General features: G+C 59.4%; 21 protein-coding genes, 2 pseudogenes and 1 other annotated feature. Of the genes and pseudogenes, 15 read left to right on the top strand and 8 right to left on the bottom strand.

Going from position 1 to position 20,825, the window contains the following annotated elements:
- Positions 1-582: pseudogene (locus tag NW809_RS01180) on the top strand (RNA-guided endonuclease TnpB family protein); the annotation flags it as partial.
- Between the two features lie 465 nt (positions 583-1,047).
- Positions 1,048-1,569 (top strand): MarR family winged helix-turn-helix transcriptional regulator, encoded by a 522-nt coding sequence (locus tag NW809_RS01185; RefSeq protein ID WP_228375232.1) that lies wholly within the window; start codon positions 1,048-1,050, stop codon positions 1,567-1,569.
- A 9-nt stretch (positions 1,570-1,578) separates the two neighbouring features.
- On the opposite strand, the gene NW809_RS01190 is transcribed toward NW809_RS01185, so the two are convergent.
- Positions 1,579-1,854, bottom strand: a complete 276-nt coding sequence (locus NW809_RS01190) for a hypothetical protein (RefSeq protein WP_099813128.1) — start codon at positions 1,852-1,854, stop codon at positions 1,579-1,581.
- 208 nt (positions 1,855-2,062) lie between these two features.
- Between NW809_RS01190 and NW809_RS01195 the strand changes: the two genes are divergently transcribed.
- Positions 2,063-2,590 (top strand): TM2 domain-containing protein, encoded by a 528-nt coding sequence (locus NW809_RS01195; protein ID WP_099813127.1) that lies wholly within the window; start codon positions 2,063-2,065, stop codon positions 2,588-2,590.
- A gap of 7 nt (positions 2,591-2,597) precedes the next feature.
- Here the strand turns inward: NW809_RS01195 and NW809_RS01200 are convergent, their stop codons facing one another.
- The 3 genes from NW809_RS01200 to mfd are packed head-to-tail and all read right to left on the bottom strand — an operon-like array spanning position 2,598 to position 7,889.
- Entirely contained in the window at positions 2,598-3,380 is a 783-nt protein-coding gene (locus NW809_RS01200; RefSeq protein ID WP_011430591.1) for an ABC transporter permease, read from the bottom strand.
- Complete coding sequence (locus NW809_RS01205) at positions 3,377-4,369, bottom strand: ABC transporter ATP-binding protein (protein ID WP_414401365.1); 993 nt, start codon at positions 4,367-4,369, stop codon at positions 3,377-3,379. The genes NW809_RS01200 and NW809_RS01205 overlap by 4 nt, the downstream gene beginning before the upstream one ends.
- A 46-nt stretch (positions 4,370-4,415) precedes the next feature.
- Positions 4,416-7,889: a transcription-repair coupling factor gene (gene mfd, locus NW809_RS01210; protein WP_414401366.1), complete on the bottom strand. Its 3,474-nt coding sequence runs from the start codon at positions 7,887-7,889 to the stop codon at positions 4,416-4,418.
- Positions 7,890-8,213: 324 nt separating this feature from the next.
- On the opposite strand from mfd, the gene NW809_RS01215 reads away from it, so the two are divergent.
- Entirely contained in the window at positions 8,214-9,647 is a 1,434-nt protein-coding gene (locus NW809_RS01215) for a cytochrome ubiquinol oxidase subunit I (RefSeq protein ID WP_414401367.1), read from the top strand.
- 80 nt (positions 9,648-9,727) lie between these two features.
- Positions 9,728-10,776: pseudogene (gene cydB / locus NW809_RS01220) on the top strand (cytochrome d ubiquinol oxidase subunit II).
- Positions 10,777-10,855: 79 nt separating this feature from the next.
- Here cydB and NW809_RS01225 read toward each other — a convergent pair.
- From NW809_RS01225 to NW809_RS01240, 4 genes are all read right to left on the bottom strand, one after another.
- The gene (locus NW809_RS01225; protein ID WP_414401368.1) at positions 10,856-12,358 is read right to left on the bottom strand and encodes a mechanosensitive ion channel; all 1,503 of its coding nucleotides are present in this window, start codon (positions 12,356-12,358) and stop codon (positions 10,856-10,858) included.
- A gap of 601 nt (positions 12,359-12,959) precedes the next feature.
- Positions 12,960-13,487, bottom strand: coding sequence for a ribosomal protein S18-alanine N-acetyltransferase (gene rimI / locus NW809_RS01230; RefSeq protein ID WP_011430598.1), 528 nt, complete (start codon positions 13,485-13,487; stop codon positions 12,960-12,962).
- A gap of 6 nt (positions 13,488-13,493) precedes the next feature.
- Positions 13,494-13,919, bottom strand: coding sequence for a hypothetical protein (locus NW809_RS01235; RefSeq protein WP_414348105.1), 426 nt, complete (start codon positions 13,917-13,919; stop codon positions 13,494-13,496).
- A complete protein-coding gene (locus tag NW809_RS01240) occupies positions 13,916-15,088 on the bottom strand; it encodes a 5-(carboxyamino)imidazole ribonucleotide synthase (RefSeq protein WP_414401373.1) in 1,173 nt (390 codons plus the stop codon). The genes NW809_RS01235 and NW809_RS01240 overlap by 4 nt, the downstream gene beginning before the upstream one ends.
- 87 nt (positions 15,089-15,175) lie before the next feature.
- On the opposite strand from NW809_RS01240, the gene NW809_RS01245 reads away from it, so the two are divergent.
- The 10 genes from NW809_RS01245 to rplL all read left to right on the top strand — a co-directional run bounded on the left by NW809_RS01245 (position 15,176) and on the right by rplL (position 20,723).
- Positions 15,176-15,370 carry a hypothetical protein gene (locus NW809_RS01245; protein ID WP_414348107.1) on the top strand — a complete coding sequence of 65 codons (195 nt, stop codon included), beginning with the start codon at positions 15,176-15,178 and terminating at the stop codon, positions 15,368-15,370.
- 85 nt (positions 15,371-15,455) lie between these two features.
- Positions 15,456-15,875 carry a hypothetical protein gene (locus NW809_RS01250; protein WP_049749759.1) on the top strand — a complete coding sequence of 140 codons (420 nt, stop codon included), beginning with the start codon at positions 15,456-15,458 and terminating at the stop codon, positions 15,873-15,875.
- A 5-nt stretch (positions 15,876-15,880) separates the two neighbouring features.
- The gene (trmD, locus tag NW809_RS01255; protein ID WP_011430605.1) at positions 15,881-16,642 is read left to right on the top strand and encodes a tRNA (guanosine(37)-N1)-methyltransferase TrmD; all 762 of its coding nucleotides are present in this window, start codon (positions 15,881-15,883) and stop codon (positions 16,640-16,642) included.
- Positions 16,633-16,986 (top strand): hypothetical protein, encoded by a 354-nt coding sequence (locus NW809_RS01260; RefSeq protein WP_414401369.1) that lies wholly within the window; start codon positions 16,633-16,635, stop codon positions 16,984-16,986. Before trmD ends, NW809_RS01260 begins: the two co-directional genes overlap by 10 nt.
- 146 nt (positions 16,987-17,132) lie before the next feature.
- Positions 17,133-17,354 (top strand): preprotein translocase subunit SecE, encoded by a 222-nt coding sequence (gene secE, locus NW809_RS01265; RefSeq protein ID WP_228375513.1) that lies wholly within the window; start codon positions 17,133-17,135, stop codon positions 17,352-17,354.
- Between the two features lie 83 nt (positions 17,355-17,437).
- Positions 17,438-18,109, top strand: coding sequence for a transcription termination/antitermination protein NusG (nusG, locus tag NW809_RS01270; protein ID WP_011430608.1), 672 nt, complete (start codon positions 17,438-17,440; stop codon positions 18,107-18,109).
- Positions 18,110-18,118: 9 nt separating this feature from the next.
- On the top strand, positions 18,119-18,544 hold the full coding sequence (gene rplK / locus NW809_RS01275) for a 50S ribosomal protein L11 (protein ID WP_011430609.1): 426 nt from the start codon (positions 18,119-18,121) through the stop codon (positions 18,542-18,544).
- Between the two features lie 99 nt (positions 18,545-18,643).
- A complete protein-coding gene (rplA, locus tag NW809_RS01280; RefSeq protein ID WP_011430610.1) occupies positions 18,644-19,354 on the top strand; it encodes a 50S ribosomal protein L1 in 711 nt (236 codons plus the stop codon).
- Positions 19,355-19,443: 89 nt separating this feature from the next.
- Positions 19,444-19,599, top strand: a sequence feature (ribosomal protein L10 leader region).
- A 73-nt stretch (positions 19,600-19,672) separates the two neighbouring features.
- Positions 19,673-20,236 (top strand): 50S ribosomal protein L10, encoded by a 564-nt coding sequence (rplJ, locus tag NW809_RS01285; protein WP_414401370.1) that lies wholly within the window; start codon positions 19,673-19,675, stop codon positions 20,234-20,236.
- Positions 20,237-20,309: 73 nt separating this feature from the next.
- Positions 20,310-20,723 (top strand): 50S ribosomal protein L7/L12, encoded by a 414-nt coding sequence (gene rplL / locus NW809_RS01290; RefSeq protein ID WP_011430613.1) that lies wholly within the window; start codon positions 20,310-20,312, stop codon positions 20,721-20,723.
- Positions 20,724-20,825: the final 102 nt, after the last annotated feature.

A 20,825-nucleotide genomic window follows, 5' to 3' on the forward strand; every position in this document is an offset into this window, starting at 1 on the left:
GGGCGGGAACGGTTGGAGCTGTCCATCGGCAACTATCAACGAGGGATGCTGGCCGGCACCAATCCCCAATCGGCCACGGTGGTCAAACGCAAAGAGGGTTCTTACTCCATCCAGATTTGTGTGGAGCATGACCTGCCGGAGCCGCAAAACACCGCCAAGGTCATGGGGGTGGACTTGGGTAGAAAAGACATTGCACACACCTCAGAGGGGGATAACTGGCATGGACAGCCGTTGAACCAGGTCAGAGACCACTACTTCTGGTTGAGAGCGATCCTCCAACAAAAAGCCAGTCAGGGCAGACGCAGTTCACGGCGGAGATGTCGGGAACTGCTGCAACGGCTGTCTGGTCAGGAGAGACGCTTGCAAACCTGGGTCAATCCCTGCATCTCCAAGGCTATTGTTTCCAGGGCAAAGGCGACCGATAGCACGATTGCCTGGGCAGACCTCACTGGAATCAGAGAGCGTGTCAACTCACAGCCGCGCAACAAAACCGAGCGTCGGCGGTCCAATAGTTGGGCGTTCTATCAACTGAGGCAGTTTGTGTACTACAAGGCGCTGCGGGCTGGGGTGAAGGTTGTGGTGGGACGCAGACTACAACGGAGCGTTAGCATCAGCGAAGCGTAGCGCCTATGTCATTGCACTTTTGGGGGCTGCTGTAAACCAGCCGCCCTACATCCCCCCGTATACGGGGGGAAGGGGGGCGGTCGGAGTCGGGTAGTTTACTATCCAACTTCCGCAGCCGCAGCAGCCAGATGGCGACATCTCGTCCGAGGGATCCGCCCAGACGCAGCCGGGATCCCCAGGGCTGAGGCTCGAGGTCGCTGAAAATAAGCTGGAAACACACTGGGCCGTTTCCGGTCTTCGCCCCGCTTCCCTAAGCCCCCTCTGGATATGGAGAGAGCTCTTGTACGCTGCCTTGGGATGGAATAGCTTCATGGAGTTGGCGTAATGGCCGTCAATTTGCATTAGGACTATATTGCAGTCGGCTATCATGAAGCCAAAACTGTTCTTGTCGGATGGATTAGTCTCGTTCGACGATCTGCAGCGATGCCCAGTTCTGCTGAGTCTCTGTCCTCTCCGCTTCCCCAAGGCGAGGCCCTCAAGCCCTCGGTGGTGGCGGCGCGGGAGCCTTTTTTGGGGCTGCTGAGGGATCTGGCACGGGCTTACCAAGCCTTTGAAAATTACGCCGGCGCTCACATTCGGCAGATGGGGCTGACTGCCCCCCAATTTGACGTGTTGGTAACCCTCGGCAACACCCCCGGCCTGACGATGAATGTCCTGGCCCAGAAGACACTGGTTACCAAGGGGACGCTGACCGGGATCGTGGATCGCCTGGAGCAGAAGGGGTTGGTGCGCCGCGAGGTACCCCCAGAAAACCGCCGCTGCTTCAAGATCGTGCTTACCGAAGAGGGGGAAAAACTGTTTGAGCAGGTTTTCCCGGCCCATGTGGCCTACCTAAAGGAGCGCTTTCAGAAGTTGGATCCAGAAGAGATGGCCCAGATCCAGGCTTGCCTGAAAAAGCTGCAGTCTATTTTCCATCTCCCTCGGGGGCAGACCCAGGATTGTTGAGGAGGCCTCTTACCCCAAGACCCAGAGCATCAAGACGACGCCCAGGGTAACGGCGGCAAAGAGGGCGTAGCTAATCCGGCGCAGCGGCTGCAGTTGCATGGCATGTAGATCCTTAAGCCAGCCCAGCCCCAGCGATTCCACAAAGCGATCCAGCACGGCCTGCATGGGGTAGGCGTAAACGGATCCCTGTTCTTTGAAGTTCACCAGCAGGACCAGCAGCGTGGCGTAGCCCCAGAGGAGGCCCCAGAGCACAGCACTCAACCCGATCAAGATGGGCTCAAGCATCGAGCTTCCTTGGCCTTCGGTAGGCGTGACCCCCGCTTCCTCAGTGTGACGAAGTTTTGCAAGATGGAAGGGTTGGATCCCATTTTCAGGCTCTTTTCTGCTTGAAGCCACATCCAGGCCTGCTTTTTAGGACAGGGGAAGGAGGGTTGTCCAACGCAAAAGATGGCAGACTAGGGTTACCTGCCCCACCTCTTCTGGACGAGTCCCTATGAGCTCTCGCTACCTGCTGCTCCCCGCCGAGCCCAAATCGGTCGGTATTGCCTATCTCCTCTGGGCGCTGGGCATATTCGGCATCTGCGGTGTCCATCGCCTCTATTTGGGCAAGACTGTGACGGGCCTTCTCTGGCTTTTGACCTTTGGGCTCTTGGGCTTTGGCCAGTTGATCGACCTGTTTCTGATCCCAGGCATGGTGGACGACCACAACTTCAAGCTGGCCGTCTTGCAGGGGATCCGCCCCTCTCCGGCTCCCGCCAAGGGGGTCTCGGCGCCGCCTCAGCCTTTGAAGGGTCAGGCTTTGATGCGGGAGATCCTGCGGCTGGCGCAGCAGCGGCAGGGGATCCTCACCCTCTCGGAGATCGCCATCGAACTGCCTGCTGATTTTGACGAGATTGAAAAGGCGCTGCGAGAGCTGAGCCGCCGGGGCATCGCCTCCCCCGAGAACAACCTAACCACCGGCGCCGTGGAGTACCACTTCCCTCACCTGTTGCGCTCCCCTGGCGACCGACGCTCCCTCTGACAACGTCCTACTGGGATCCCAGGATGCCGCGCTGTTTGGCTAGCTGCATCGCCCGGCGAAAGGCCAGCAGCCCCAAGGCGAAGTAGAACACGCCGCTGGCCAGAGCCATGAGCAGCCGCAAGGGATCCAAACCCGCCTCCCGCACCATCACATCTCGCAGCAAGCCGGCCCCCGCCGTCATGGGCAGCATCTGCCCCAGCCACTTCAGGGATCCCGACCACTCTTCTGTGGGGGTGGCCAACAGAAACAGCAGGCCAAATTGGCTGAGGATCAACAGTTGTTGGATGCGCTTCCAAATCAAGGCGGCGGATCCCAGCAAAAACGAGAAGCCATAGGCCCCCAGCACCACGCTCGCCAACGGCAACAACAGGGTGGGGGGAAAGTGCAGCCGGCTGCCGGTAAGCAACAGGATGATCCCCAAGATAACGACAACGGTTGAAAAGCGCAGCACCAAGCTGGCGCAGGCCCGCGCCAAAAACAGGGTGGCCGCCGAAAAGGGCGAGAGCAACACCTGCTCCAAGGTGCCTGTCTGGGCTTCCACCTGCAGGTTGAGGGCAATGTCGTTGACCACAAAAATGACCAGCGTCCAGAGCACATAGCCAATCACCACCGCATCCAGCCGTTGTCCAAACTGCGAGGCCGGCCCCGCCACATACTGAGCGCCGGCAAAGAGGGCATAGAAGAAAAAAGTGGTGATCAGGATCCCGCCCAGGGCTTCTGCCGGATAGCGGATGTACTGGATCCAGGCCCGCTTCAGCTCGGCCCAAAATAGGTACAGCAGTGGCCTCATCCCTGCTCCCTTCTCCTTTTCAACAGCTTGAGGAAAATGTGGGTGAGATCCGCTTCCTCGCGCTTGATCCTGAGCAAGGGCAAGGGCTTGAGGATCTCCAGCACCTGATACAAAGTCTCCGAGGAGCCGCTGAAGCGCAGCTGATGGGATCCCAGGATCTCCACCCCTTGCTGGGCCAGGCGTTCCGCCCGGCTGGGATCCAGCTTCTGCTCCAACTCAATCCGGTAAGAGCCGGCGGCGCCGGCAAACTGCCGGATCATCTCCTGCGTGGGAGCTTGGGCAATAATTATCCCCCGCTCGATCACAGCCACTTGGTCTGAGAGCGCCTCGGCTATATCCAGTTGGTGGGTGGTGAGGAGAATGGCCCGACCTGAAGCGGCAATTTGGCGGATCAAGGATTTCACCGCTTGGGCGGCTTCTACATCCAACCCCAAGGTAGGCTCATCCAGCAACAGCAGAGCCGGCTGGTGCAGAAGGGCAACAGCAATGGCCACCTTCTGCTGCATACCCCGCGAAAGGGTTTGCACGGCAACATCCCGCTTCTCCCCCAGGCCAAAGGTCTCCAGCAGCTCTGCCCCCCGTTGGCGAGCCGTTCTGGGGGATAACCCCCGCAGCACGCCAAAGTACTCCAGGTTTTGCAAGGGGGTAAGCCGCCAGTAGAGGTTGCGATTGCCTTCCAGCACCGCTCCCACCTGGGCCAGCGCACCCGGATCGGCGTGGGGATCCCGCCCCAGGATGCGCACGCTGCCGGCATCGGGCTGGATCAGCCCGGCGATCATCTTGATGGTGGTGGTCTTGCCGGCCCCGTTGGGCCCCAGAAAAGCCAGGATCTCCCCTGCCGCAATCGCCAGGGAGACATCCACCACTGCCCGAACCTCCTTGCCCCCCTGCTGGTAGGTTTTCTGAAGGTGGTGGGCTTCTAGAACCTTCATGGGGCAAACACGAGGCAAAAGGGAGTGCAAAAGTTCCACCCGAGAAGGGCCGGCCATCCATCCCAGTTTCTCACGGCAGAGCCCAGCCCCCCCGCAGCCAGGACTAGGTGGCTGTTGGGATCCGGGCTTCCATCAGGGCCAAGCTCATTTTGTCCAGCCACTGCAAAAGGTTCTCCAGTTGCTGGGCCGCAGGCACCATTCCCAGGCCCCGCACCGTCACCTTGCCCGGCTGATAGACAAAGCGAGACTGCAAATGGGCCGGCAGGGCTTCCTTGAGGCGGTTCCAGGCCGGCTCCTCCATGGGGGTTTCCAAAAGCACATGCTCCTTGGCCGGCCTAATGCGGGAAAAGCCCAGCGTGCGGGCCAAAATCTTCAGCTCCATCACCCGCAGCAGCTCCTGGGTGGGCTTGGGCAAGGGGCCAAAGCGATCCTGCCATTCCTGGGCAATTTGCAACAGTTCGACCCGAGAGCCGGCAGCCGCCAATTGGCGATAGGCCTGCATCTTTTGATCTTCGTCAGGGATATAGCTCTGCGGGATCATGGCCGTTATATTGAGGTCAATTTGCGTGTCTTCCACCTGCGGGATCTCTTGGCCGCGAATTTCTCGAATTGCCTCTTGCAACATCTCCAAGTAGAGATCAAAGCCCACCGCGTTGAGTTGTCCGGATTGCTGAGTTCCCAAGAGGTTGCCAATGCCGCGAATTTCCATGTCCCGCAGCGCCAACTGATAGCCGGATCCCAGTTGGGTAAATTCCTGAATGGCCTGCAGGCGCTTGCGGGCCTCTTCGGTGAGGATGCCATCTTCTCGGTAGAACAGCCAAGCATGAGCTTGGATCCCGGCCCGGCCCACCCGTCCTCGCAATTGGTAAAGCTGAGCCAGACCAAACTCCTGGGCATTTTCGATCAAAATAGTGTTGACACGGGGAATATCTAAACCGGATTCAATAATGGTGGTGCAGACCAAGATATCGATTTCTCCGTTGTTAAAAGCCAGCATGGTCGCTTCCAGCTCCCCTTCCGGCATCTGCCCATGGGCAATGGCAATGCGGGCACCGGGCACCCATTCCCGCAATTTGGCGCTGGTCTCTTCGATCCCTTCAATGCGGTTGACCACATAAAAGACTTGCCCGCCGCGATCCAACTCTTGGCGGATAGCCGTGCGAATGACCTCAGGATTGTAGGGAGAAAGGTGAGTTTTAATCGGGCGCCGCGAGGGCGGGGGAGTCTGGATCAGGCTCATTTCCCTCAACCCCGACAAAGCCATGTACAGCGTGCGGGGAATGGGGGTAGCCGTAAGGGTGAGCACATCCACCTGGGTTTTGAGGAGTTTAATTTTCTCTTTTTGGTTGACGCCAAAGCGCTGTTCTTCGTCAATGACCAGAAGACCCAAATCGCGAAACTGCACATCCTTGCCCAAAAGTTGGTGGGTGCCCACAATGACATCGAGTTCGCCACTTTTGAGGCGGGCCAGGATCTCTTTTTTCTCTTCGGGAGTGCGGAAGCGGTTGAGCAGGCCCACTTGAATGGGGTAGGGGGCAAAGCGCTCTTTGAGGGTGTGGTAGTGCTGCTGAGTGAGAATGGTGGTTGGCGCCAAAAGGGCAACTTGTTTGCCGGCGGTTACGGCTTTGAAAATGGCGCGGATGGCCACTTCCGTTTTGCCAAAACCCACATCCCCGCACAGCAGCCGATCCATGGGGCGGGGAGACTCCATATCCCGCTTGATCTCCTGGACGGCGCGAATTTGATCCGGTGTTAGAGGATAGGGAAAAGACTCCTCAAACTCCTGTTGCCAAGGAGAATCGGGCGGGAAGGCATAGCCCTCCTGTTCGGCCCGTTTGGCGTAGAGCTGCAGCAGGTCAAGGGCCACTTTACGCAGGCTCTTTTTGACTTTTTGCTTGGTCTTTTCCCAGGTGCTGCCGGACATTTTGTGCAGTGCAGGGGGCCCATCTCCACTGGCCCGGTAGCGCGAGAGGGAGTTGACCTGGTCGGCAGCCACCCGCAACAAGCCATCGCTGTATTGAATGACCAGGTATTCTCGGGTTTCGCCGCCAATGGTGAGGCTTTCCAGCCGTAAGAACTGGCCGATGCCATGGGCCTTGTGGACAACAAAATCCCCCGGCTTGAGCAGGTTGGGATCCACCTGGCGGGAGCTGGCCTGGCGGCGCTTGCGCACATAGGTGGGGGTGGCCAGGCTGTGCTGGCCGAAAAACTCGCGGTCGGTGAGCACCACCCACCCCAGCGTGGGCAGGAGAAACCCCTCCAGATCTGCCAAGCCGGAGTACTTCAGGGCCACCGGCGTGTAGGACTGGAGCTGGCGCTCGATGGCGGGGAAGTCTTTGGGGTTGGGCACATACTGGGCCGGGCAGTCGTGTTCCTGCAGCAGGGCCACGGTGCGGGAGGGCTGGGCGGAGAGGATCCACACCCGCAACTGCTGCTTGCGGTACTCGCGCAGGGTTTTGGCCAGGGATCCAAACTGGTGGGGGATGGTAGGAACGGGCCGGCTTTTCAGGTCGATGGCGGCGGATTCGGCGGGGTCGGAGCTGGCAAAGGCGCGGGCCAACAGGCGGGGGAAGGGATCCCATTCAGGGGCCTCGAGATCGAAGGGGCGGTGGAAGGGGAGCAGAGCCGGCTCGGCAGCCTGGGCCAACTGCCACTGCTCTTGGGCGTGGTCTAGCCACTGCCGGCTGTGGGCCTGGCACTGCTCCGGCTCGTCGATCAGGATCAAAGTATCGGGATCCAAGTAGCTCAGCAGGTTGGCCGGAGGATCGTAGAGCAGGCCGAGAAAACGGCGCAGGCCTTCAGGGGGGGCGGATCCCTGCGCTAGCTGCTGCCGCAGGGCGGGGGAAAGCTGCTCCATCTTTTCCTGGAGCGCCGGCCAGAGGATGGGTCCATAGCCGGTGGGGGTCAGCCAGACAGAGGGGATCCCGTCTTGAGAGCGCTGGCTCACCGGGTCAAACTCCCGCAGCCGCTCCAGCTCGTTGCCAAACCACTCCAGGCGCACCGGCCACTCGCAGGCCACCGGGAAAATATCGAGAATATCGCCCCTCTGGCTCCACTGTCCCTCGCTTTCCACCAGGCTTACCCGCTGATAGCCCAGACGACTCAACTGCTGCCCCAACTGCTGCGGCGACAGCTCCGCGCCGGGCTCCAGCTTGAGGCAGAAAGACTGAAACACCTCTGGTGGGGGAAGGTGGGGTTGTAAGGCCCGCTCCGTGGCCACAATGGCCATGCCCTTTCTGCCCTGGAGACAGTCGGCCAGCACCTGGAATTGTCCCCACACCAACTCTGGCTCCAGGTCAAACGGCTCATAGGGGGAAGCCTCGGAGGTGGGATAAAGCTGCACGCTCTCCCAGCCCATGCCCTCCAGTTGGGCTGTCCAGCGGCCCGCCTCTTCCAAAGTGGCAGTCACCACCAGCAGGGATCTTCCCTCCTGCTGGGCCAAAGCCGAGGCAACTAGCCCCTTCGCGATCCGACCTGCCCCCTGAATGGCAGCCCGCCGCCGCGATCTCAAGCGGGCGGCCAACTCTTGCATCGAGCCCGATTGGGCAAGAAAGTGCACCAGTGGGATAAACGACATCTTTCCACCCCAGACTGCAAACTCAAGCCGGGATCCCAATTCTGGCATTTGTAGCCGCTGGGAACCTCAACGAGCCCTTTCCGGGGTGGGAAAGTTAGTTGGCTACCAGCCTTGAGGCTGCCAGGCCGATGCTCCAGGGCTGAGATTTTTTGTATCCCATGTTACAGGAAAAAGCTGGCACTCCCAGGATTCTAAAGTTAACCTTTAGACTCGGACAGCCTGCGCGTTGTCTTGCCCAAGATGTAACCCTAGGAGCGGCAGAAAACAGCTCTCCTAAAGTTGTAAAGCTGTACTCATTACAACCCTCCAAGCTTAGGGAAAATTATGTTTCTAGACACCGTCACCCTTTCCCGGCTACAGTTTGCCCTCACGGCCATGTTTCATATGCTATGGCCGGTTTTAACAACAGGAATGTCCATCTATCTTGTTGTAATTGAAGGACTTTGGCTGAAAACTCGCAATCTAGATTACTATCGCCACGCTCGCTTCTGGTCAAAGATCTATGTGTTAAACTTTGGCCTTGGCGTGGCCTCGGGGTTGCCGATGGCCTTTCAGTTTGGCATGAACTGGGCCCCTTTTTCTGAGGCGGTAGGCGACTTCTTTGGAACCATCCTAGGATTTGAGGGCACGATGGCCTTTATGCTGGAGGCCAGCTTCCTGGGGATCATGCTGTTCGGCTGGGAGCGCGTGCCGCCGATCATTCACTGGATCTCGACAATCCTGGTGGCCTTCGGCGCCAACCTCTCCACTTTTTGGATCCTGACGGCCAACTCCTGGCTGCAGACGCCGGCAGGGGGGATATTTGTCGATGGGAAGTTCGTGGTACGTGACTACCTGCAGGCCATTTTCAATCCCTTCATGGTCAATAGCTTTCTGCACATGTTTTTTGCCACTTTGGAAACCTCTTTGTTTGTCATCGGTGGCATCAGCGCCTGGTACATTCTCAAGCGGCGGCACAGCGAGTTCTTCTCCCGCTCCCTCAAAGTGGTCTTGGCAATGACCCTGGTGGTCGCCCCTTTGCAGGTGTTCGTCGGCCATCTGAGCGCGGAGCAAGTCTATCGCTATCAGCCGGCCAAGCTGGCGGCCATGGAGGCCCAGTGGGAGACGCTCCCCGCCGGCGAGAGGGCGGACTGGAGCCTGTTGGCCTTGCCCAATGAGCGTGAGGAGCGCAACGAGTGGGAGGTGAAGATCCCCGGCGCGCTGGGCTACCTGCTCGAGTTCAAGCCCAGGCTGGATCGACCGGTGCAGGGCCTGAAAGCTTGGGATCCCCAAAATCGTCCTCACATGATTGGCCTCATCTACTACTCCTTTAGGACGATGGTGGCCATTGGCTTCTTTATGGCCGGGCTCGTGGGGGCTACCTTGATCCAGTGGTTGAGGGGCAAACTGTCGGCGGAGGCCCTCTCCCAGCAGAAGTGGCTGATGTGGGCTTGGGTCTTCGCGGGCCCGTTGGGCTACATTGCCGTCGAGGCTGGTTGGATTGTCCGCTGTGTTGGCCGGCAGCCCTGGATTGTGTACGGGCAACTGCGCACCGTAGAAGCGGCTTCCCCGCTGCCACCGGGAGAGGTGCTGTTTTCTCTAGTCGGCCTAACTGCTTTGTACACCGTGTTTTTCGTGGCCGCTCTTTACTTCGGCAGCCGCATCATCCGCAAAGGGCCTAACCTGGAGCTGCCTGCCCCCGTTCCAGCAACCCGGCCGGTGATCGTGATCGAGCCTGCCCGCCACGAGCCGGATCGCCGTCCGGCAGAAGCTCGGTAGTGCCAGTGCTCAGGCGACATCGCAGTTGGAACTGTCTCGAACTGGCCTGGCTAGGAATACCTAAAGCGGAGGGAAGGACCATGGAATCTTTCGAGCCTTTGCAGCAGTTTCTGCCTCAAGTCTGGTTTTTTATCCTCGGTCTATTCCTCTTTCTCTATGTTCTGCTCGATGGATTTGACTTGGGGGTTGGCATCCTTTCCCTGACGGCTTCCAGCGAGACGCGCCGCAGCATTCTCATGACCAGCTTGGGCAATGTTTGGGATGCCAACGAGACGTGGCTGGTACTCATGGGGGGATCCCTATTTGGAGCCTTTCCCCTCGCCTACGCCACCATCCTCAATGCCCTCTACATTCCGCTAGTGATCATGGTGGTGGGCCTGATCTTGCGGGCCGTTTCCTTCGAGTTTCGGGAAAACGCCGACAACAAGCTGGTCTGGAACCTGGCCTTTGGGGTGGGTAGCTTTTTGGCGGCGCTGGGCCAGGGGTTTGCCCTGGGCAGCGTCTTCGAAGGGATCCGCGTTGATGAAGCCGGCCACTTTGCCGGCAGCCCCTGGGATTGGCTGACCTGGCGGACAGTGTTGGTGGCCCTCACCCTGATTCAGGGCTATGTCTTAGTTGGCTCGGCCTACTTAATTGTGAAGACCACGGGGGAACTCCAGAAAACCTACTACAAAACGGCAACCATCGCCACCTGGACAACGTTGCTGGGGCAGTGTTTATCACCATCAGCACCCCCATCATGTCGGAGCAAGCGCGCTCCCAACTTTTCTCGCCTCCTCTTTTCTATATCTTTGCTGCCATCCCCGTTTTGGGGCTTTTGTTGGTGGCTCTGTTGCTGCGCAGCCTGCGCCGGCGAGAAGAAACTAGCGTGTTGGTTTATACCTTTCTCATCTTTGCCCTTTCTTTTATTGGCCTGGGGTTTATGGTTTTCCCCAACATTATTCCTCCCAGCGTCACCATCTACGAGGCAGCAGCTTCTCCCAGTTCGCTGGTGTTTATGCTTACCTTTATTGGCTTTTTGATCCCGGTTATCTTGTCCTACAACATCTACAACTATGTTGTGTTCCGGGGCAAGATTGTAGTGCAAGAAACAGCAGCAGAAGAGGCCAAAGTTCCAGAGCTAGTTTAGGTTGGCCCAGAGTCGAAGGAATAACCCCGCCCATATGCCAGGCGGGGCAATTTTATTAGAGGCTCACCCAGCGAGGCTCTCACTCCCGCTTGAGCCACTGCCGGATCTGCTCGGCAGCCACGTCGCGCCCTCCCAAGCCAAAAGCCAAAGCCACAGCCACGGCAATGGCGCCCAGCACCAGGCCAAAGGCCAGCACCACAATATCGGTGGCCACGCCCATCTGCTGCAAGGCCATGGCGCCGACAAAGACCAGGATGGCCGCCCGCGCCGCCTGGGCCAGCACCCCTGAGGAGGGGTTGCCCAAGCTCTTGATCATGGAATGGGCCAAATTGGCCAGGTAAAGGCCGATCCCGAACACCAGGGCGCCGATGAGCACCCGACCGGAAATCAGCAACAGCCCCTGGACGATGTCGGTCAAAGCGGCAAACTGCAGCAACTCCACCGCCGGCACCGCCCCGAACAAGACCACGCCCACCCAGACCACCAAGCCAGCAATCTCAGAGGGAGTGCGCCGCTTCACCAAGGTTGAGGGATCCCCTTCGGCGGCGGGAGCTTCAGGAGCAGGGGCCGAGGGCAAACCAAGGCCAGCAGCCAAGCGGTCGAAACCGATTGCCTGCAGCAACTGGGTCGCCAAGCCAGCCAAAAACTGCCCCAGCCAGTAGAACACGGCCAGGATGAGAGCAGATCCTGCAATTCGGGGAATGGCCCGCAACACCTGCTCCAGCATCGCCACCGCTGGATCGGAGATGGCCCGGATTTCCAGGGCCTTGAGGGCGGCAATCACTGCCGGGATCAACACCAAGACGTAGGCCACTGTGCCCACCGTTTGGGCTAGCTGGGGAATGCCAAAGCGTGCCCCCAAGCGGTCCGCTGCCACCAAAAAATTGGAAACGATCTCACGCACGATGCGAGCTAGAAACCAGCCCACCACACCGATGATGAGCGCTCCCAGAATACGGGGTGCCGTTGACAGGATTTGATCCAGCAGGTTTTGCACTGGCTGCAGCGGCCCCCGCAGGTTCAGCGTGTCCAGGATGAGCGGTAAGAAGAACAAGAAGATCAGCCAGTAGAAGGCGTCGCCCAGAGCTTCATTCAAGAGAAAGGGAGCGACCTCAGCGCCTCCCTCCGGCTTGGCAGCAGTTCCTTCCGCAGCCGCCTCCGGTTGGAGGGGTTGAGCCAGCCGCTCATCCAAGTTAAAGCGCCGCAGCCCTTGGATAACCGCCAGCCGGGCAACGGTGGCCACCGCCCAGCCCACCCCTAGCAGCACCAGCGCCCCGCCCAGCCGCGGCAGATAGGCGAAAATTTCTCCCAAAAACTTGTTGATCGGATCGGAGACAGCCTGAAGCTGGAGAGCATTCAGCACCGCTACCAACACAAAAGCGAGGATAATCCAGTAAACAGCAGCAGCCACCCAGCGCTCAGTTTGCGGAGGCCTCTCGCCGGGCCTCTGGCCCATAATCCAGGTGGCCAAGCGGTTATCAAGCTGCGTCCGCTTGAGCAGCCCCCGAACGCCGAAAGCCACCACCTTGGCCACGATCCAACCCAGAACTAGAATGGCAAGTGCCGCCAGTAGATTGGGCATAAAGTCGATAAGCCTAGACCGAAGACTCACGAAAAAAGAGATGGTCTCATCCCCAATGGTGTTTCTCGAGGTGTCCATGACTGTCCTCACAGCTTGCAAATGCTCAGGATGCACAAATGATAAGAGTAGGTTAGCCTGAAGCGCTTTTTCAGGCAAGCTGGCCCGACAGGGGGGGGGAAAGCACGAATTTAAGCAGGAGTGCTGAATCTCGATGTAAAACTTTACGTTTATTCACATCAGCCTAGGAAATTGGCCTAGGCTCCAGGGGTGCCACTGAACAGGGGGGTCTGCTTAGGTTGTAGTATGTCTTGGCCTATCGTCAGATTGTCCGCAGCCATTTATCTAATTGCAATCTTAAATCGCAAAAGATGCTCCTAATTGGCTGTAGCTAAATTTTGCCTAAAAAAGTTACATCTGGCAGCTTGCGTACAGGAGAAGAGGAAATCTGAATGATCTACAAAACCTACAAAATAACGACAAGTTCAGCCGGGCAGTTAAAGCTCTGTCGATATTGATCTTCTGTAGGATTGCCAGACTTGGCTGCCGGTTTGTCTAGGGATCTGGTTGCGAACTTCCACAAATTTTCAGTGTTGTTGCTTTTCTAGATTGGCTTTTTCCAATAGACCAGCGCATCTTCTCCGCTGTAATAGCCCTTGCGGCGTCCCAGCAATTGAAACCCTGCCGATTCGTAGAGGTGGATGGCGGCGTGGTTAGAGGCTCTGACCTCGAGCGTGGCCCAGCGACAGCCTGCGGCTCGAGCGTGATTGAACAGCTCCTCCAGGATCCTGCGGCCCAAGCCGCGCCGCCGATGGTCGGGATCCACCGCCAACGAGATAATGTGGGCTTCTTCTTCGATGCGCCAGAGGATGCCAAAGCCCACGAGCGCTTGGGTCGTTTGCGTCGCGAGGTCTGGAGAGGGAGGGGGGAACTCCGTTCGGCCCAAGCCACAGGAAGCGCCAGCGGCAGCCGGTTCCGCCACAACCCCGATCACCGTGCTGCTGGGTCTTTCCAGCTCCGCGCGATAGCCCTGTTCTCCCCAGTATCCGCCGTAGCAGCGGCGATCCAGCTCCAGCAATTGGGGCAGGGCGGTGAGGTCGAGCACCTGCAGCCGATAACTCGTACCGCTCATGGTGGTCTAGTCCCGCAATTCGCAGAACTCGGCCAGCAACAACTGCCCAAAGGGATCGTCATCGGGGGCGGCATAGGGCAGGGCTCGGCGGCTAAGGCTTAAGATCTGACCCCCCGATTGGGGATGGGGCTTGAGCTCGTAATCGATCCCTTCTTGGAAGCCGGCCTCTTGCAGGTAATCTTGGGCGGCTTTGAGGATCCCTGCTCGCAGTTGGGCTTTGACGGCAGGGGCCATGAGGTGGCGAACAAACCAGCGGGCGCTGTCGGGATCCACCTCGGCAAGGTATTGGAGAGCGGGAGTCAACACCGCGGAGCGCTCTTGGGGGGAGAGGCCGTTGACCTGCTGCGCTACCGCGGGCACATCCCGCCTTTGCATGGCCTGGATCAGGGTTTGGATGGCCGGAGAAAAAGAGGGATCCTGCGCTTGGCTCATGGCTGGGGGTACCAGAGGGATTCGAGGGTGCGAACAAGGGCTGCTGCTTCGAAAGGAGAGGGAGCAGTCGGCAGACAGACGGTTACATGGCCCAGTTTTCGCCCTGGGTGGGCGGGGGTTTTGTGGTACCAATGCACCGTGGCATTGGGGAGCTGGGCCAGGCGCTGCCGCTTTTCTGCGTAATCGCCGGTGGCATGCTCATAGCCCAAGAGGTTCACCATCACTGCCCCCCCACACTTGAGGGAGGGATCCCCCAAGGGCAGGCCGAGGATGGCCCGCAGGTGTTGCTCGAATTGTGAGGTGTGGCAGGCTTCCAGGGTGTAGTGGCCGGAATTGTGGACCCGCGGCGAGATTTCGTTGATCCAGATCCCGGCTTTGGGCTGGGGCGGCGGCACCCAGAACAGCTCGATGCCGAACACCCCAACCGCTTCTAGCTTTTCCATCACCCTAACTGCCAAGTCCCGGATCTCGGCCTCGACCGTTGGGGGGATGCGGGCGGGCACGAGGACGTGGCGACAGATTTGGTTAACCTGAACAGTCTCCACTACGGGGTAGACCCGGATCTCCCCCGTCAGCCCCCGCGCCACCATCACTGCCAGCTCCCGCTCAAAGGGGATCCACTCTTCCACAAGCAGCGGGATCCCGCTGTACTCGGCAAGGGTCTGTTGGCAAGCCGCGCGGTCGGGCAAGATGCGGGTGCCCTGGCCGTCGTAGCCCTGCCGCCGCCGCTTGAGCACCAAGGGAAAGCTCAGGCTAGATAGATCTGCCGTCTCTGCCGGCCAAAAAGCCGGCACCGGCAACCCCAGCTCTGCCAGAAACTGCCGTTGGTGCAACTTGTCCAGCAGCGGCTCTAGCGTGCTCAGGCGAGGACGAAAGCGGGATCCCTGCGGATCCAGTTTTTGCAGCTCCGCCAGCGGGATGAACTCGTTCTCAAAAGTTACCACCGGGCAGCGTTGCAGCAACTGGGCTGTGGCCTGGGTGTCGGTCACGGCACCCCAGACCACGCCGTCGGCCACGGCCACCGCCGGATCGGTAGGAGCGGCAGCCTGAACAATTAGCGGGATCCCCAATGGGCGAGCCGCCAAAGCCAACATCTGCGCCAACTGCCCACCGCCGATCACCCCCACCGGTTGGAAGCTCTGGTTTTTTGGGGATACCTGGGGTTCCACCACTGTCTCGCTATACTGACGGGTGTGCCTGCTTGGATCCAAAACCCATTATGGGATCCCTTGCCCTCTAGCGCTAGGAGAAAAACGGTGGAACCCCCTCAACCTTCTGAGCTCAGAGCTTTGATCGACCGGGCTTTGGCAGATAAGGTCTTAACCCGCGCTGAACAACAGCAGATCCTCAATGCCGTCGCAGCCGATCAAGAGGTTTCCCCAGAAGAGCACGAGCTGCTGGAATTGGTTGTGGAGCGGCTCAACAGCGGCGAGATTCGCGCCGTGGATTGAGCCCGTTCTCATATTCCAAGCGCCTCAAGCAATACCCGCCAGGCATTGCCTAGAATGGAGATCCCCACCCCCTTTGACTGCTGCCATGAGTTCTCGCTCTTCTGACTGGTTCACGCGGGCTCGCCACATCTTTTACGGCACGGCCACTGCCCTGGTGGAGATCCTCCAAGACCCGGAAAAGCGGGCCGAAAACCTCAACCGCCTCTCGATGGACTTGGCACAACTGGCAGCAGAACTGGAGCAAAAGGGGGAGCTGATCGAACAGGAGGCTGTCCGCTACGTTGAAAGTCTCAGGGATCCAGCCGCCAACGCCCCCGCCACAGTTCCAGACAGCGAGAGGCCCGCTCCTGCTGAGAGTACCCCCCCGACCACGGCTTCCCCTGCCGGCTCTGCCCCTATCTCCAAAGAAGAGATGGCCGAGCTGATGGAACTGATCCACCAGATCGAGTCTTTGCGCCTGGATCTAGAGCGGCTGCGCACAGAACCTCCCTCTGCCTCCTCCTAAGTCTTGTGCGGTTCGACGTCATCACCCTCTTCCCGGAGTTTTTTGCAACGCCGCTGCGCATCGGGCTGGTGGGCAAGGCCCTAGAGCAGGGGATTGCCGAGGTTCACTGCACCAACCCGCGGGACTTTGCCACCGACAAGCACCGCCGGGTCGATGATGAGCCCTACGGGGGCGGGGTGGGCATGGTGCTCAAGCCAGAGCCTTTCTTTGCAGCCGTCGCCTCCCTGCCCCGCCTGGATCCCTGCGAGATCATCTTGCTCACGCCCCAGGGGCAACCGCTGAACCAGGCGCTGCTGCAAGAACTTGCCCAAAAGGCGCAGCTCATCCTGCTCTGTGGCCAGTACGAAGGCTTTGACGAGCGGATCCGCCAACACCTGGCCACCCGCGAGGTGTCGCTGGGCGATTTTGTCCTGACAGGGGGGGAGATCCCGGCGCTGGCCTTGATCAACGGCGTGGTGCGGCTCTTGCCGGGCACAGTTGGTAAGATAGATTCGCTGAGGAGCGAAAGTTTCGAGACGGGGCTACTGGAGTATCCTCAGTACACCCGTCCACCGGAGTTCCAAGGGCACAAGGTGCCGCCGGTGCTTCTCTCAGGCGACCACCGAGCCATCGCCCGTTGGCGTCTGCAACAGCAGTTGGTTCGCACCTGGCGAAGGCGACCAGACCTGTTGGCCAAACGCCCCCTCACGCCTGAAGAACAACAGCTGCTGGCAGAGGGACTGGCCGAGCAGCACACCGATGTGGAGGAACAGGATCGATGTTTGTAAACCGTCTCCGCTCCCCTTTCACCCCTGTTAGCCGGCTTGGGATCCCTGCAGCGCTGGGTCTGCTTCTGCTGGGGATCCTGGCCAGCTCCGAAGTTGCCCTGGCCCAAAGGGGAGATGTCAACGAGGCCATCCGCCGCGACCGCAACGTCCAGTTGTTCGACGGCACCAGCATTGACATGAACGACCTCCTGCGGGCCGCCGAGTTTCTCTCCCGGCAAAATGCCGCCTCGCGTTGGGACAGCAAAGCCGGGATCGACGCAGCGGTAGAGCAATTCAACCGCTCCCGCCGCCCTTTGGTGCTCTCCCCCAGAGCGCTGACGCCTGAGTCCACTCCCGACCCTTGAGAGGGATCCCACCCTCAACAGATCTGTTAAGATCGCTAAGCCGATCTTGCGTGCGCTAAAAGGTGGCGCACCGTTTTCGGGATCCATCAGGAGATACCACCGTGGTTAAAAGCACCTCTTCTAGCAAAGCCGATACGGAACAGCGTTTGGATCCCGCCAGCCGGGGCCACTCCAGTTCCACTGAGTCTAAAGGGATCCCAGGCTTTCTCCAAGAGACCCGTGCGGAGTTGGCCAAAATTGTTTGGCCGAGCCGCCAGCAACTGATTAGCGAATCGGTGGGAGTTTTACTGATTGTGTTGGCCTTCGCCTCGTTCATCTACCTGGTCGATCAACTGTTCGGCTGGCTGGCCACTCAACTGTTCTCGTGAGGTTTTTCCCCAGATGGCCCCTGCCAAGGACTTGGGGAGAGGAGGCCCATGCACACAGACAGATACAGAGAGGAGGTGAGGTGATGAGCCCAGAGCCAGAGCAGCGGCGGAGAGGCCGGGGGGGCCGCCTCGAGCCCCTAGAGCCTGCGGGCACGGCGGCGGAGGGGGAAGAAAGCGAAAGTCAAGGTCGCCGCAACCTGCGCTGGTACGCCGTGCAGGTGGCTTCAGGCTGCGAAAACAAAGTCAAAAGCACCCTGATGCAGCGGGCGGCGGCTCTGGATGTGGCAGATCAGATTGTCGAGGTGGTGATCCCGAAGCGGACGGGCTTCAAGCTCGATCGATCCGGCAAGCGCCAGGAACAAGAGGAAAAGATTTTTCCCGGCTATGTGCTGGTGCGCATGGATCTCAACGACGACACCTGGATGGTGGTGAAAACCACCCCCAACGTGATCAACTTCGTCGGCACGGAAGAGAGAAGGGCCTACGGTCGTGGTCGCGGCCATGTGACGCCACGGCCCCTTAGCCCCAGCGAAGTCCAGCGCATCTTCAGCAGCGTCGAGGTGGAAGAAGTGCCCCTCAAGATCGACATGGCACCTGGGGATCGCATCGAGGTGCTCTCTGGCCCCTTCCAGGGATTTTACGGCGAGGTGGTGGATGTCAGCCCAGAGCGGGGCAAGCTCAAGGCTTTGATCTCGATTTTCGGGCGCGATACTCCGGTAGAATTAGAGTTTGGTCAAGTGCGCAAAGAGGTGTAACCGCGTTTCATGGCTAAGAAACTGGTGGCAGTGGTCAAGCTGGCCATCCAAGCGGGCAAAGCCACCCCCGCTCCCCCCATCGGCCCGGCTCTGGGCCAGCACGGGGTTAACATCATGGCCTTCTGCAAGGAATATAACGCCAAAACGGCCGATCAAGCCGGGATGGTGGTGCCGGTCGAGATCTCGATTTACGAGGATCGCAGCTTCACCTTCGTCCTCAAGACGCCGCCGGCTTCGGTGTTGATCAAAAAAGCCCTCGGCATTGAGTCGGGATCCAGTGAGCCCCACAAAGTCAAGGTAGGATCCCTGACGCGGGCGCAACTGCGCCAGATTGCCGAGCAGAAGCTGCCCGATTTGAATGCCCGTGACGTGGAGGCGGCCATGAAGATCATCGCCGGCACCGCCCGCAGCATGGGGGTGACAATAGTTGATTGATTGTCGATCGACTTAAGGATCTCTAGTCTTTGTTGTCTGGAAGTTTTGGCAGACCATTATGGGGGAGAGAAGTTCTCGCCAGCACCCCGAGGAGAAACTATGGCTCGAAAACTGTCCAAACGTATGCAAGCTTTGCGGGAGAAAGTCAAGCCCATTGCCTATCCCCCCGCAGAAGCCCTGGCCTTGATGAAGGAGACGGCCACTGCCAAATTTGACGAGGCGGCGGAGGTTCACATCCGCCTGGGGATCGATCCCAAGTACGCCGACCAGCAGTTGCGCACCACCGTCGTCTTGCCCCGCGGCACCGGGCAGGAGATTCGCGTGGCGGTGATTGCCCGCGGCGAGAAGGTTACGGAAGCCCAGAACGCAGGGGCCGACCGGGTGGGCTTTGAAGACCTGATCGAGGAGATCGGCAAGGGCGTGATCGACTTCGACCTGCTGATTGCCACCCCCGATGTGATGCCCCAGGTTGCTAAGCTGGGGCGGCTATTGGGGCCGCGCGGCCTCATGCCCTCTCCCAAGGGCGGGACGGTCACCATGGATTTGGCCCAAGCCATCAAGGAGTTCAAAGCCGGCAAGCTGGAGTACCGGGCGGACAAAACCGGTATTGTGCATTTGATCTTCGGCAAGTGCAAGTTTCCCGTCGAAGCTCTGCTGGAAAACCTGAAAGCCGTGCAGGAGTCCATTGATCGCAACCGTCCCCCTGGAGCCAAGGGCAAGTATTGGCGAGCTCTACATGTTTGTGCTACAATGGGGCCCTCGATTGAGGTTGACATCAATGCTCTGCGAGAGCTGAAGTTGGTTGCTTAAGCCTGCTTCGGCGCCGCAAAGGGGCAAAGGCAGTTGCTTGCCGTTTGAATTGGCCATTTTTCCGGAGGATCTGGGCAGAGAAGAGCTTTCCACAGTCGAATAGCGAGCCGAAGACAGCAGGGGCCAAGGGGCTTAATGTCCTGCCGAGGTTTGAGCGGAGTGCTAAGGGATCCCGTTGTGGACTGCTAGGTTACGCTTGCCTCAATGCGTCTCGGCTATGGCTGAGGCGCATTCTCTTTGGCGGCTCCAGATACCCCCTTCCGACGGCAACACCTGTTCGGCTCTCAGTGAGCCAGTGACCACAAAGGAGGTGAGCGTATGGGCAAGCAACCTTTAGCGAAAAAAGCGGAGATGGTCGATGAAGTTCGCTCCCTGTTGCAAGCCAGCCAAATGGTGCTGGTAATCGACTACAAGGGGCTGACCGTTTCCGAGATGAACCAACTGCGGGCGGAGCTGCGCAAGGCGGATGCTGTCTGCATGGTTGTTAAAAATACCTTGATGCGGCGGGCTGTCGCCGACCAAAAGGCTTGGGCAGGAATTCTTCCCTTCCTGTCAGGGCCGACGGCCTTTATCATGATCCGGGGCAATATTCCGGCAGCCCTGAAGGCGTATCAAGATTTCGCCAAGCAAACCAAGAAAACCGAGTTCCGCGGCGCCGCTGCCGAGGGGCTATCTCTGACCTTGGATCAGGCCAAGGCCATCGCCGAGCTGCCGCCCAAGGAGGTGCTCATGGCCCAGGTGGCGGGCAGCCTCAAGTCGGTAGCCACTCGACTGGCGGTTGGGCTCAATGCCGTGCCTACGCAGGTGGCCCGCGGTATCCAAGAAATCCCGGCCTCCCTGGCAAGGGCCATCCGGGCTATTGCCGACAAGGAGGCGGCCTGACGGGCTCGGCCTGTCTTGGGTTCATCGACCCGATTCCACCCTATCCACTTCGTTACCCTGAGGAGACAAGACCATGGCTTCGGAGCGTGTTCAAAAGATCCTGGAAGAGTTGAAAGCGTTGAGCTTGTTGGAAGCTTCCGAGTTGGTGAAAGCCATCGAAGAAGCCTTTGGCGTCAGTGCGGCTGCCCCGGCAGGTGGCATGGTCATGGCTGCTCCCGTGGCAGCAGCAGCGGCGCCGGCGCCGGCAGCGGCGCCTGAACCGGTGGAAGAGCAGACGGCCTTTGATGTCATTCTCGAGGCTGTCCCCGCGGATAAGAAGATCGCCGTCCTCAAGGTGGTGCGCGAGTTGACCGGCTTGGGCCTGAAAGATGCCAAAGATCTTGTGGAGGCTGCTCCCAAACCGGTCAAGGAAGGGATCCCCAAAGAGGAAGCCAACGAGATCAAGAAGAAGCTAGAGGAAGCTGGCGCCACGGTCAAGGTCAAGTAGTCCCGTCGGCAGGGGAAAGGGATCCTCATCCAGAGCGCCTCTTGCTTCCAGAAAAGGGGTGCTGCCAGAGCCCCAAGTTTAACCAGAACGATGAGGGAGGGG

Source organism: Synechococcus sp. WC101 (genome assembly GCF_047461555.1).
In the GTDB taxonomy this organism is placed as follows: domain Bacteria; phylum Cyanobacteriota; class Cyanobacteriia; order Thermostichales; family Thermostichaceae; genus Thermostichus.

Coding starts and splice junctions, on each gene's coding strand:
- NW809_RS01185 (WP_228375232.1), top strand. CDS start 1,048: ATGCCCAGTTCTGCTGAGTCTCTGTCCTCTCCGCTTCCCCAAGGCGAG.
- NW809_RS01190 (WP_099813128.1), bottom strand. CDS start 1,854: ATGCTTGAGCCCATCTTGATCGGGTTGAGTGCTGTGCTCTGGGGCCTC.
- NW809_RS01195 (WP_099813127.1), top strand. CDS start 2,063: ATGAGCTCTCGCTACCTGCTGCTCCCCGCCGAGCCCAAATCGGTCGGT.
- NW809_RS01200 (WP_011430591.1), bottom strand. CDS start 3,380: ATGAGGCCACTGCTGTACCTATTTTGGGCCGAGCTGAAGCGGGCCTGG.
- NW809_RS01205 (WP_414401365.1), bottom strand. CDS start 4,369: ATGGCCGGCCCTTCTCGGGTGGAACTTTTGCACTCCCTTTTGCCTCGT.
- mfd (WP_414401366.1), bottom strand. CDS start 7,889: ATGTCGTTTATCCCACTGGTGCACTTTCTTGCCCAATCGGGCTCGATG.
- NW809_RS01215 (WP_414401367.1), top strand. CDS start 8,214: ATGTTTCTAGACACCGTCACCCTTTCCCGGCTACAGTTTGCCCTCACG.
- NW809_RS01225 (WP_414401368.1), bottom strand. CDS start 12,358: ATGCCCAATCTACTGGCGGCACTTGCCATTCTAGTTCTGGGTTGGATC.
- rimI (WP_011430598.1), bottom strand. CDS start 13,487: ATGAGCGGTACGAGTTATCGGCTGCAGGTGCTCGACCTCACCGCCCTG.
- NW809_RS01235 (WP_414348105.1), bottom strand. CDS start 13,919: ATGAGCCAAGCGCAGGATCCCTCTTTTTCTCCGGCCATCCAAACCCTG.
- NW809_RS01250 (WP_049749759.1), top strand. CDS start 15,456: ATGAGTTCTCGCTCTTCTGACTGGTTCACGCGGGCTCGCCACATCTTT.
- NW809_RS01260 (WP_414401369.1), top strand. CDS start 16,633: ATGTTTGTAAACCGTCTCCGCTCCCCTTTCACCCCTGTTAGCCGGCTT.
- nusG (WP_011430608.1), top strand. CDS start 17,438: ATGAGCCCAGAGCCAGAGCAGCGGCGGAGAGGCCGGGGGGGCCGCCTC.
- rplK (WP_011430609.1), top strand. CDS start 18,119: ATGGCTAAGAAACTGGTGGCAGTGGTCAAGCTGGCCATCCAAGCGGGC.
- rplA (WP_011430610.1), top strand. CDS start 18,644: ATGGCTCGAAAACTGTCCAAACGTATGCAAGCTTTGCGGGAGAAAGTC.
- rplJ (WP_414401370.1), top strand. CDS start 19,673: ATGGGCAAGCAACCTTTAGCGAAAAAAGCGGAGATGGTCGATGAAGTT.
- rplL (WP_011430613.1), top strand. CDS start 20,310: ATGGCTTCGGAGCGTGTTCAAAAGATCCTGGAAGAGTTGAAAGCGTTG.